This window comes from Marinobacter sp. F3R11, from assembly GCF_003318275.1.
In the GTDB taxonomy this organism is placed as follows: Bacteria; Pseudomonadota; Gammaproteobacteria; order Pseudomonadales; family Oleiphilaceae; genus Marinobacter.
Genome location: NZ_QOCH01000013.1, coordinates 37,001 through 48,815, shown reverse-complemented (window position 1 = coordinate 48,815; position 11,815 = coordinate 37,001). Strand labels below are relative to the sequence as shown.

The 11,815-nt window shown below is 52.0% G+C and carries 8 protein-coding genes; all 8 read left to right on the top strand.

Annotation, left to right across the window (positions count from 1 at the left end):
- Window positions 1-4 precede the first annotated feature (4 nt).
- The 8 genes from DS878_RS05165 to DS878_RS05130 are packed head-to-tail and all read left to right on the top strand — an operon-like array spanning window position 5 to window position 11,790.
- On the top strand, window positions 5-1,360 hold the full coding sequence (locus DS878_RS05165) for a hypothetical protein (RefSeq protein ID WP_113814920.1): 1,356 nt from the start codon (window positions 5-7) through the stop codon (window positions 1,358-1,360).
- 8 nt (window positions 1,361-1,368) lie between these two features.
- Window positions 1,369-2,364: a polysaccharide deacetylase family protein gene (locus DS878_RS05160; protein WP_113815423.1), complete on the top strand. Its 996-nt coding sequence runs from the start codon at window positions 1,369-1,371 to the stop codon at window positions 2,362-2,364.
- Complete coding sequence (locus DS878_RS05155) at window positions 2,361-4,187, top strand: carbamoyltransferase (protein ID WP_113814919.1); 1,827 nt, start codon at window positions 2,361-2,363, stop codon at window positions 4,185-4,187. Before DS878_RS05160 ends, DS878_RS05155 begins: the two co-directional genes overlap by 4 nt.
- A 21-nt stretch (window positions 4,188-4,208) precedes the next feature.
- Window positions 4,209-5,336, top strand: coding sequence for a GNAT family N-acetyltransferase (locus DS878_RS05150; RefSeq protein ID WP_187298740.1), 1,128 nt, complete (start codon window positions 4,209-4,211; stop codon window positions 5,334-5,336).
- Entirely contained in the window at window positions 5,326-6,414 is a 1,089-nt protein-coding gene (locus tag DS878_RS05145; RefSeq protein ID WP_113815421.1) for a FemAB family XrtA/PEP-CTERM system-associated protein, read from the top strand. Before DS878_RS05150 ends, DS878_RS05145 begins: the two co-directional genes overlap by 11 nt.
- On the top strand, window positions 6,411-8,756 hold the full coding sequence (locus tag DS878_RS15595; protein ID WP_261977604.1) for a glycosyltransferase: 2,346 nt from the start codon (window positions 6,411-6,413) through the stop codon (window positions 8,754-8,756). The genes DS878_RS05145 and DS878_RS15595 overlap by 4 nt, the downstream gene beginning before the upstream one ends.
- Window positions 8,756-10,651, top strand: a complete 1,896-nt coding sequence (asnB, locus tag DS878_RS05135) for an asparagine synthase (glutamine-hydrolyzing) (RefSeq protein WP_113814918.1) — start codon at window positions 8,756-8,758, stop codon at window positions 10,649-10,651. The genes DS878_RS15595 and asnB overlap by 1 nt, the downstream gene beginning before the upstream one ends.
- Window positions 10,648-11,790, top strand: coding sequence for a glycosyltransferase (locus DS878_RS05130; RefSeq protein ID WP_113814917.1), 1,143 nt, complete (start codon window positions 10,648-10,650; stop codon window positions 11,788-11,790). Before asnB ends, DS878_RS05130 begins: the two co-directional genes overlap by 4 nt.
- The last annotated feature ends 25 nt before the right edge of the window (window positions 11,791-11,815 follow it).

Here is an 11,815-nt window from a genome sequence, read left to right as displayed (position 1 = left end):
CCCCATGGAACTCAGAGTAGGGAACGGAGGTAAACCTTGCCTCGCTTCTGCCCTGGTTGGTACCTGTTGTCTGGTATGGACTTCTGCAGCGGCCGCGCAGGGCCTGAGCGAAAGTGTCAAAACCCTTTCCGGATCGGCCTCGGTATTTACCGGTGTTACCCATACGCGAACAGACCAGGGTGCCTCAACCGACACCAATACTGAGCCAAGTGTTGGTGTATCAGGCCAGCTAGGAGGCATGCTTGAAAGTGGTGCCAATTCCCTTGTTCTGCAATATGGAGGTACGCTGGAAACCAGCCGGGATACGGCAAGTGGAGATCAGGAAAGCGATACCTCTATTACTGGTGCCTCCCGTTTTACCCACTATGATCCCGGCAGTCGCCTGGATTTCAACCTTGGTCATAGTGTCAGTTCCGTCCGTAACGACACTGGCTTTGTGGTTAATCCTTCAAGCTATGACACCCGCAATACCCTGAGTGCGGGTGCGGGGTTGCGGTTTTATCCGGGAGACCTGTCAACACTCAGATTTTCTGTGCAGGCCGGTCGCAGTTTCGGTGAAGATGAGCTTAACGACGAAGAATCGTACACAGCCGCCAGTGAGTTTTCACGAAGGCTGAGTGATCGGTCCACCGGAGGCCTGAATGTCAGCCGTAGCTGGTCTAAAGAGAGCGATACGGATATCACAATCGACTCCGCGCAGCTCGTATACAGCCTGGAGACAGAAAACGGGTACTTCAGTATAGGTGGTGGTGGCAGCCGGGCCGAAACTGAATACACCGGCGGAACAACCAACGACTACGATGCAGTGACTGGCTTTGTGGAGCGCGGCTGGGTAACCACAGACTGGAATACGTCGATAAAATACGATCGAAGTATGTCTGACAGCGCTACAGACTTATCGCTTAATTTGCCACCTGTGTTTTCATTTCTGCCGGATAGCATTCGCATACGGGACCTGGTGGTCCGCGACTCCCTGTTGTTGACTCACAACAATTCACGAGTATGTGACCTTTGCGATCTCGGCCTGTTTGCCGAAGGCGCTGTTCTGGAATCTCAGAACTCCGGCACAACAACCCACGAATACCGTGTTGGTGCCAAACTCGGTTTTCAGCTGACGTCGCTTCAGCGGCTTCATTTCGGGTATAGCTGGGAAGGCGATGCAGACGAAGATGCCGATGTGATTGTTGATGAGATTCATCGTCTTTACACAAGCTGGACCCGGCAACTGGCTGAGAACACAAGCTTTGGTGTCGAGTTGAACCAGTCGTACCTGCGTTCGAAGTCTGTCACGGACGATCAGGATCAGTTTGAGCTTCGCTTTGTGCTGAGTCGCGGCTTTTCCATGAGCGGACAGCGTTGATCACCACCATGTTTGAACAAAAAACGGAAATACGACTCCCCCCTGAAACCCCACCACAGTTGATTGTGGTGATTGATACCGAAGAAGAGTTCGACTGGAATGCAGAACCAGATGCCAAGGCTAATCGCGTTTCTGCCATGGCGCACATTGATCGCGCCCAGAACATCTTCAACGAGTATGGTATCTGCCCCTGCTACGTAATTGATTATCCGATCGCCAGCCAGCCCCAGGGTTATGGGCTACTTCGGCAATTCGCAGAAAAAGGGCAGTGCGAAATCGGAGCGCACCTTCACCCATGGGTGAACCCGCCCCAGGAAGAAAGGGTTATACGCTCAAATATGTACCCCGGGAATCTTCCAGAAGCTCTCGAGCGGGAGAAACTGAGAGTTCTCAGAGAAACCATTCAGCAGAACTTTGGCAAGGCACCCGTTGCCTACAAGGCCGGACGATATGGTTTCGGGCCCAATACAACGGGCATTCTTCAGGAGCTGGGATTCAATATTGATTTATCGGTTTGCCCACCTCTGGACTCCCGCGCAGATGGCGGGCCAGACTACCGAAGATATGATGCGCATCCTTTCTGGTTTGGTGGTCCGGAACACCCCATTCTGGAAATTCCCTGTACTGGCGGGTTTATCGGTTGGGCACACCCGGTAGCGATTCCGTTGTTTGATGTCGCGCAGCGCTTACGCAAATTCAAGGTGCCCGGAATATTATCCCGGATTGGCGCAGTAGACAGGCTCATGCTGTCCCCGGAGGGGTTTACTCCGGCAGAACATATCAAGCTCGTAAGGGCGCTCTACAAGCAAGGTGTGCGCACGTTCACCTGGAGTTTTCACAGCCCCAGTGTAGTGCCCGGCAATACTGATTATGTACAGAACGAGGCTCAGCTGAAGGCATTTCTGGCTAGCTTTCGACAGTTTTTCGACTTCTTTTTCAATGAATTAGGCGGGCAGGCGTCATCACCGACCCGCATTCGCAAGTATATGGAGAGTAAGGCATGAAGGTGCTCGGGATTTCCCCGCTAGACAAGGACTCAACCGTCTCAATTGTAGAGGACGGTAACATTCTCTTTGCCGCCGGCGAAGAGCGGTTTTCCAGAGTAAAACAACAGTCAGGGTTTCCGCGCCTGGCTTTGGAAAAGGCGCTTTCGTATACCGGTCTTTCCATGAGTGATTTTGACCAGGTGTGCTATCCGTTTCTTACTGCGGACAACGAGCAAAAGCTGTTCTCAAAAAATCTTGAGGACGAGAAAAGCTTTATCAAAGCTTTTCAGCCCAAGGACCTGAGCCCGCAGATCAAAGAGGCGTTGAGCCGGGTTCCTGATCGTAATGAGCCCATTCATGGCCTTGAACATCCGAATGCCATTATGGAAAAGGGGTTTCTTCACAACTCCTATTACAACATGGCCGGTGTTCAGAAACTTGCTTCAAATAATGCAGCTCTGAAGGCCTCGAAACACTGGGGCGAAGGTGCCACCGAGTCCTTCAAGCACTGGGAAGCGGAGTTGAGCCAGGGGTTGAGCGAAATGGGCTGGACTGCGCCTGTCAAACGCATGGATCACCACTTGTCTCACGCAGCGAACAGTTTTCTGTGCAGTGGCTACGAGCGGGCACTTTGTGTGACTCTGGATGGTTATGGTTCCGGTCTTGCCGGATCCGTGAGTGAGGCGCGGGATGGGAAAATCCACCGCCTGCATGGGCTGTCATATCCCAACTCTCTTGGAACACTGTACGAACACGTAACGTCCAGCCTCGGGTTCAAGCCCAGTCGCCACGAAGGCAAGATTGTGGGCCTGGCTTCATACGGTGACCCGAGCATCCTTGGGGATATACTGCTCTCACGTATTGAGCAGACGCCGGGAGATTTTCGGATCTATGAAGCCAATAACGTGTTCTTCTCCCGTTATCTCGCTTCGAAGTTCCCGAAAATCGACGTTGCAGCAGCCTATCAGTATGTCCTCGAAAAAGTCGCGACCAACTATATCCGTTACTGGGTGGAAAAAACGGGTATCGATACCGTTGTACTTTCGGGTGGTGTAACCGCAAACGTAAAACTGAACCAGCGCATCTTCGAAATCGAAGGCGTCAATCATATTTTTGTGTATCCGAATATGGGTGACGGTGGCTGTGGCACGGGTGCTGCGCTTTATCACAGCTGGCCTGGCGGGGTTAAACCTTCCATCGCTAATGCTTACATGGGCCCGGATTATTCTGAAGCCGAAATAGAAAAAGCCCTGAAAGCCGAGAACCTGCAATATCGTCGTCCTGAACATCTTGCGGCAGAAGTTGCTGCATTGATTCACAGTGGTGAAGTGGTTGCGCGCTTTGATGGTCGTATGGAATACGGCCCCAGATCTTTGGGCAACCGTTCTATTCTTTATCATGCCCGTGAGCCTGAAGTTAACCAGTGGCTGAATAAGCGCCTGGGCCGTACCGAATTTATGCCGTTTGCACCAGTCACCCTCTATGAAGCCAGAGAAAAGTGCTACCACAACATAAAGGGCGCAGAACACACAGCGGAATTCATGACAGTCACCTTCGATTGTACTGATTTCATGCGTGAAAACTGTCCAGCTGCCGTGCACGTAGACGGAACCGCCAGACCGCAGCTTATCCAGCGCGAGGCGAATCCGGGTTACTACGACATTCTTAAAGAATATGAAAAGCTCAGTGGTATCCCGAGCCTGATCAATACCAGCTTCAACATGCATGAAGAGCCGATCGTGAATTCTCCGGAAGATGGTGTCAGAGCTTTCATTCAGGGCGCGCTTGATTATCTTGCAATTGGACCGTTTCTGGTAAAACACCCGAACCCGGGACACTGATCTGGTAACGGATGTATCGTCATGACAGCAGGATTGCTGACAGTGATAACTGAGCCTGCAGCCGCATGCACAACATTGCGTGACGACTGGCTGGATCTGGAACACCGTGCAAAACCTACGGTGTTTCTTTCCTGGCAATGGCTTGGACACTGGTTAAATATCTACAAGCCAGATGCTATCGTTCTTCGTGTTATGGAAGGAGAACGGTTGGTTGGCCTGGGACTGGTGGTTGAAGCAGATGAGCGCCGCCATGGAGTTCTGAAATCCCAGTGCCTGCGCCTGCATCAGACCGGCCATAAGCTATTGGATCAGATCTGGATCGAATACAACGGCTTCCTTGCCGAACGGGGCAAAGAGGACGCTGTAGCCAAAGCCTGCCTGGAGTATCTGTGCGAGGCAATGCCTGCCTGGGATGAATTCATTCTCGGTGCCATCGATGCTGATGAAGCCGAGCGGTATGCCCAGATTACCGGCTTGTACAAGCATTTGCGGTGGGAGGCACCTTGTTTTGGTGTGGATCTTGATGGCCTGCGCCGGCGCGGCGGTCACTACCTGGATACGCTCTCCCGCAATACCCGCTATCAGATTAACCGTGCTCACAGACTCTATGGAGAGCGCGGTGAAGTGAAACTGGTGCGCCCGGATTCTCCGGAGGAGGCGCTTGCGGTGTTTGATTCCATTGGCCCAAGGCATCTTGAACGTTGGGGGGACGGGCCGGATCAGAGTGGCTTTGCCAACCCGGATTTCGTGAGGTTTCACCGTGAGTTAATTCGCGAACAGTGGTCTGAAGGCGGCGTTGACCTGATTTCTGTGATGGCCGGCGAAGAACAGATCGCCTGCCTTTATAACCTGCTGCATAACCAGGTGGTGTACTTCTATCTGGGGGGCATGGCCGTAGAAACCGATAACCGCCTGAAGCCCGGTCTGCTTGGCCACAGTCTCTGCATTGAGGACTACAGGCACCACGGCTTCCATTATTACGATTTTATGGGTGGGGATGAGCGCTACAAGTCGAATCTGGGCCACTTTCAGCGAAACCTGGTTCAGGTAGCATTACAGCGGCCGCGCTTCAAGCTGAAGCTTGAAGATGTTGCGAGGCGCGCGAAAAAACGTTGGCTCAGGGAGGCTAGTGCTGGCAATGAACGTTGAGCTCCAAGCCCGGACGTCGAGATTCAATGTTTTCCCGGTAAGTGAATACGACCAATATGTGGTGGGCCACCCTCAGGCAACACCTTATCACCACAGTGCCTGGCTGCAGGCGACTGAAAGTGCCTATGGACATACAGCCTGGCTGGTTTCCGTGCATAGCAACGGGAGTTTGTGTGGCGTATTGCCTCTGGTCGAGGTAAGGCCACCTGTAGGGTCCGCCAGCCTTGTGTCTCTGCCATTCTGTGATCTTGGCGGTGCACTTGCAGACAACGTGGACATTGTGGAACGGCTGCTTGCTGAAGCCAAGGCACTGGCAAAAACAAACCGGATCAAAACTCTGGAAATCCGTGCCGGCGGTGTTGCGCTGGATGCAGAACAGGGGATAGACGACCTGGCAGGAAACACCAAGGTTCGCATGCTGTGTGACTTGCCAGAAAGCTCCGAAATCTTATTCAAAAGCTACAAGCCGAAGCTACGCAGCCAGATCCGTAAGGCTGAAAAAAACGGTCTCAGAGCGGAATTGCGGGAAGGGGCTGATGCGATTGATCTGTTCTACGACGTATTCAGTCAGAATATGCGTAGATTGGGTTCTCCAGTGCACAGCCTGGAATGGTTCAAGGATCTCAAGGCGGCCTATGGGGATTCACTCCTGACTGGCGTGGTCTTTCAGGGCGACAAGCCGGTAGGTGCTGGCATCGTGTTGCTGGGCGGCAAGCAGGCCTGTATTCCCTGGGCATCCACGCTGGAAGAGTTCAACCGACTGGCCCCCAATATGCTGTTGTACTGGACATTCCTCAGCCATGTATGCGATCTGGGGTATACATGCTTCGACTTTGGCCGCTCCACTCTGGGCGAGGGTACTTATCGCTTCAAGAAGCAGTGGGGTGCTCAGCCCTATGAGCTTATATGGACTGACTATCTTGACGGGGTGAAAAATACAGCACGTGCTGAGACAAGCAGAGTCAGTACATCCAATGTATCCCGGCTCCGCCCCCTTATTGAAAATATCTGGCGGCGGCTACCGCTGCCAATGGCAAACTGGCTTGGCCCCAAACTTAGGCGTTACATCACCTTATGACGTTTGTACTCCTGTTAACTCTTCTCTGTCTCGCTGTTCCCATTTATGTGTACATAGGGTACCCGGCTTTACTGTGGCTCCTTACGCGAGGCCTGCCGGATATCACGCATCGCCGGGGGGATCAGAAACCTTCGGTTGCACTGGTTATCTCCTGCTATAACGAAGAGGGTGTCATCCGGGAAAAGCTGAAAAATGCTCTGGAACTGGACTACCCTGAGGACCTGCTTCAGATCATCGTAGTATCAGATGGTTCGGATGATGGTACCGATGAAGCGGTAAAGGAATTTGAGGACAAAGGCATCACTCTCATTCGCCAGGAAGGGCGACTGGGTAAAACCATGGGCATCAACCTGGCCATGGAACAGATTAACGCAGATATCACCGTATTCAGTGATGCCAACGCCATGTATGCCAGTGATGCGATCAGCAAGCTGGTGCGAAACTTTGCTGACCCGGATGTAGGTTATGCTGTAGGTGCTGCGCTCTATACCGATGGCGACGAGGGCGCCAGCGCCCGTAATGAAAATCTCTACTGGCGCTACGAGCTGGCTATCAAATCCATGGAATCCCGCCTGCATTCTGTAGTGGGCGGAGACGGCGCTATCTACGCCATTCGCACCAGACTCTGGGAGCCCTTACAGCAGCAGGATATCAACGACTTCGTGAACCCTCTGCAGATTATCGCGAAAGGCTACCGTGGTGTGTTTGATGCTGATGCACGTTGCTTCGAAGAAACTGCTGGCGACTTCGACCGCGAAGTAGCACGGAAGGAACGGATCGTAAATCGTAGCATCCGTGGTCTGATGCGGGTGGGGCAGGTGATGAATCCTACGAAATCCGGTGTTTTTGCCTTTGAAGTTATTTCCCACAAATTACTGCGGTGGCTGATTCCGATATTCCTGCTTGCAGGCGTAGCCGGGAGCATTGTTCTCGCTTTTGCGGGCTTCTGTCTGTTTCAGATTATCACCGCCGGATCAGTCTTGTTGTTGGCTCTGACGCTCCTGGGGCACCTGTCCTCTGACCGGAACAAACTACCAGCCTGGATCGCCACGCCTTATTACTTTGTAATGGTGAATGGTTATGCAGTGAGGGGCATTGTGAGAGCTGCCCAGGGACGGACTCAGGTTACCTGGAACAGTGCCAGAAACACAGAAACTGAAAATACCGGTGTGTCAGATACGGATACCAGGCTGCGCGTACTTGAATTTATTACCCCTGCGGGTTTCTACGGGGCGGAACGCTGGGTTCTGGCTCTTGCAAATAACATTAACCGTGACGATGTTATCTGTGATCTGGCGGTGACGCGGGAATCGCCTGATCAAGACCTGTCAGTAGCCGAGTACTACCCACACAATGACGGCCAGCAAGTTCATTATCTCGAAATGCGTGGCCGCTTTGATTTCCGGGTGGTTGCCAGCCTGTGCGACGTCATCCGCACCCGCCGGATAGACGTTATTCACACTCACGGCTACAAATCCGACATACTTGGGCTTCTTGCCGCCAAGCGGACGGGTATCGCGTGTGTAAGTACTCCCCATGGTTTTTCGGGGAACGTAAGCTTCAAACTTGCGACTTTTATTCGCATTGGCACTCACATGCTTCGTTACTTTGACCAGGTTGTTCCTCTTTCAGAGGAGCTGATGGACGATATGAAACGGTTCAAAGTACCCGAGTCCAGAACTTCGTTTATACGGAACGGTGTTGACCTCACAGAAATCGACACGGCCCTGGCGAACCTGCCAGAAGACAGGCGCGTCAAATCGGACTCACGAATTATTGGTTTTATCGGGCAGATGATCCCCCGGAAAGGCATACCAGACCTGATCGCAGTTTTTGACAAGCTCTATCAACAAACGCCCGACCTCCGACTACAGCTTCTCGGAGATGGGGCTCAAAGGCCAGAGCTGGAGCGCCAGGCCGCTGAATTGAACAGCGCTAACGCAGTTGAGTTCCTGGGATTCCGCAGTGATCGCCTGGAACTACTCTCAAACTTCAGCCTGTTTGTCATGACCTCCTCTCTTGAAGGTATTCCTCGCTGCATGATGGAAGCTATGGCCGTCGGAGTGCCCGTGGTCGCCTATGATATTCCCGGTGTTGATCAGCTGGTGGAACATGGTAAAACCGGGCTGCTTGCCCCATTTGGAGACAAGGCCGCACTGGAAGCCTGTTGTAAGCAGGTACTTGATGATCCTGAGCTGGCCGATACTCTCAGCCGTAATGCACGGGAAATGGTTAACGAGCGTTATTCTGCTGCCCGCATGGCCAACGAATATGAAGTTCTGTTCCGAAAGCTGACAGGCAAACCAGAAAGCGTTGCGTTAAACCCTGAGGAGGCCAATTAATGTGTGGGCTGGCCGGCTTCCTCCGCACTAGTTCCACTCCTGAAAGGGATGCCCATCAGCGTTGGCTTGAAAACATGGGGCAGGCGATTATCCATCGTGGCCCGGATGCAGGCTCCACATGGCTGGATGATTCAGTCGGGTTGGTTCACCGAAGGCTCAGCATTCTTGATCTAAGTGATGCGGGAACCCAGCCCATGGTGTCCGCCTCTGAGCGCTATGTCATTGCCTTTAACGGCGAAATCTATAACTTTCAGGAATTACGTGAGGAACTCGTCAGCCAGGGCCACAGTTTCCGCACAAGAACGGATACGGAAGTTCTGCTTGCACTCTACGAAATCCATGGGCCTGCGTGTCTACAACTGCTCAATGGTATGTTCGCTCTGGCCATCTGGGATCGCACCGCCCGCAAGCTGTTTCTGGCTCGGGATCGCCTTGGTAAAAAGCCGTTGTACTTTTACGAAGCTGATGGACAGTTTGCGTTCGCCTCGGAGCTGAAAGCCCTGACGCCGGCACCCTTTGTGAAAACTGAACTGCGCCATGACGCAATCAAGGATTTTTTCGCCTATCAGTACGTGCCGGACCCGAAAACTATCTACAAAAACGTCCATAAACTGGCTCCCGGCTATTGGCTGATGACAGACGGGGTGCAGACACATCAGGAACAATACTGGGATGTGTCTTTCGGGACGCCTTCAAGTGCCAGCCTGGGTGAGCTGGAGGACGGCCTGTACAACCTGATTGACGATGCGGTTCGCTTGCGTATGGTGAGTGACGTGCCACTAGGAGCCTTCCTGAGCGGTGGCATCGATTCGAGTGCCGTTGTTGGCTTAATGGCAGGCCACACCAGCAAACCGGTTACAACCTGTGCTATCGGGTTTGATTCAAAACGGTTTGATGAAGTCCATTGGGCAAAAAAAGTTGCGGAGCAATTCAAAACCGATCATCAAGAATTCACGGTAAAGGACAATGTTGCAGAGAGTCTGGGCAGCATTGCACGCTTCTTTGACGAGCCCTTCGCAGACCCTTCCTTCGTGCCTACGTATTTTGTATCCCAGCTGGCGCGCCAGAAAGTCACTGTGGCACTGGCTGGCGACGGTGGTGACGAGAATTTTGCGGGTTATAGCAAATATTACACGGATTACGTAGAAAACCGGTTAAGAAGCCTTTTTCCCGGGGCTTTCCGCCGTAACCTGTTTCCCGGGCTTGCACGCCTGGCCGGGCTGGTAAACAGCGCGCCGACGCGGAAGGCCAGATCGCTTCTGGGTACACTGGCGCTGGATCCGGACGAAGCGTTTTTTATCACCAATAGTTTTTTCCGGAGAGATGTGTGGAATGATCTCGCAACGGGAGAATTGAAACGGGAAACCCTGGATTACGATCCTGCGGATATTACCCGCGCACATTACAAGAATGCGGATACAGACGATCATCTTTCCCGCATTCTCTATACAGACATTAAAACCTACCTTCCCGGAGACATTCTGGTGAAGGTGGACCGCATGAGCATGGCAAACTCGCTTGAAACCCGTGCTCCGCTTCTTGATTACCGGGTGGTGGAGTACGCCGCACAGATACCAGCTGCCCTGAAACTCCACGGGAAAGAGAAAAAATACATTCTTAAAAAAGCGTTTGAGCGCATGCTGCCGGAAGATGTTCTGTACCGGAAGAAAATGGGCTTTTCTGTCCCCTTGGCGCACTGGCTTCGGCATGAATTGAAGCCTACGGTTGAGCAGCTTTTGCTATCTTCAGATAGTGGTGTTGCAAACTTCTTCGAAACTGCGGGTATCCGAAAGCTCTGGCAAAGGCATCTGGCAGGGGATGACCAGTTTACACAGGAGCTATGGTCCTTATTGGCTTTTGAGCTTTGGTGGCAGCAGTATCAGGTGAGTAAATGATTGGCGATAAGAGTGGGAAAGTATCTCAACACCTCGGTAAGTCACTGAAGGTTTTGCACGTTACCTTCAACATGGGAATTGGTGGCACGGAACAGGTTATCCGGCAGCTCGTTCAGGGCATGGCTTCGGATGGGGTTGAGTCTGAAATTCTTTGTATCGATGGTCAGATAGGGCCAATTGGTGAAGCGCTTGAAAAGTCGGGCACCCCGGTTCATAAAGTGGCACGAAAACAAGGGTTTGACCGGTCGTTGATTACGGCAATCCGGAAGCGAGTGAAGGAAGGGCAGTTTGATGTGGTGCACTGCCATCAGTATACGCCCTGGATATATGGTTGGCTGGCTGCTCTTGGAACACAAGCCAAGGTGGTTTTCACAGAACATGGTCGTTTCTATCCTGACAGATACCGCTATAAAGCAATGCTTGTTAATCCCCTGATGGCCCTGTTAACGCCAGCCGTCGTGGCGATTTCAAACGCAACCAAAGATGCACTCGTAACCTACGAATTTATCCCGAGAAAAAAGATCCAGGTAGTTTATAACGGAATATCACCACTGAAACGGGATGATCTGGAAGTACAAAAGGTGCGAGAGAGCTTGCGGATTCCACAGGATGCTTTTGTCGTGGGTACCGTTTCCCGGCTCGATCCGGTTAAAAATCAAAGTATGATGCTTAGAGCTTTTAAAGAGTTCAATGAAAAATATCCAGATAGCTATCTGTTGATGGTAGGTGATGGACCAGACAAAGAAAAACTGGTCGCATTGGCCAAGGAACTGGGCATAGATGAGCGAACAGTATTTACGGGATTTATTAATAATCCGGTGCATTACCTGTCTGCTATGGATGTATTCCTCCTATCTTCACATACGGAAGGCACATCGATGACCTTACTGGAGGCAATGAGTTTGGGAATACCTTCGGTAGCAACCAGAGTTGGTGGGAATCCTGAAATAGTTAACCATGGAATAACAGGCATATTGACAGAGCCGGACCAGTCTTCAGCATTTTCCACCGCCATGAATAAGCTATACCAAGACCCCGTATTTAGAAAGCTGCAGGGGAAAGCTGCTCAAAAGCGATTTTTCGAAAAATTTAGCTCAGAAGTTATGGTATGCCTCTATCGAAAAATATATGGTGAATGAAAAATGACTTCGTATCCACTAGTTT

Excerpts from the sequence above, each read along its gene's own strand:
- DS878_RS05165 (WP_113814920.1), top strand. The coding sequence starts at position 5 with ATGGAACTCAGAGTAGGGAACGGAGGTAAACCTTGCCTCGCTTCTGCC.
- DS878_RS05160 (WP_113815423.1), top strand. The coding sequence starts at position 1,369 with ATGTTTGAACAAAAAACGGAAATACGACTCCCCCCTGAAACCCCACCA.
- DS878_RS05155 (WP_113814919.1), top strand. The coding sequence starts at position 2,361 with ATGAAGGTGCTCGGGATTTCCCCGCTAGACAAGGACTCAACCGTCTCA.
- DS878_RS05150 (WP_187298740.1), top strand. The coding sequence starts at position 4,209 with ATGACAGCAGGATTGCTGACAGTGATAACTGAGCCTGCAGCCGCATGC.
- DS878_RS05145 (WP_113815421.1), top strand. The coding sequence starts at position 5,326 with ATGAACGTTGAGCTCCAAGCCCGGACGTCGAGATTCAATGTTTTCCCG.
- DS878_RS15595 (WP_261977604.1), top strand. The coding sequence starts at position 6,411 with ATGACGTTTGTACTCCTGTTAACTCTTCTCTGTCTCGCTGTTCCCATT.
- asnB (WP_113814918.1), top strand. The coding sequence starts at position 8,756 with ATGTGTGGGCTGGCCGGCTTCCTCCGCACTAGTTCCACTCCTGAAAGG.
- DS878_RS05130 (WP_113814917.1), top strand. The coding sequence starts at position 10,648 with ATGATTGGCGATAAGAGTGGGAAAGTATCTCAACACCTCGGTAAGTCA.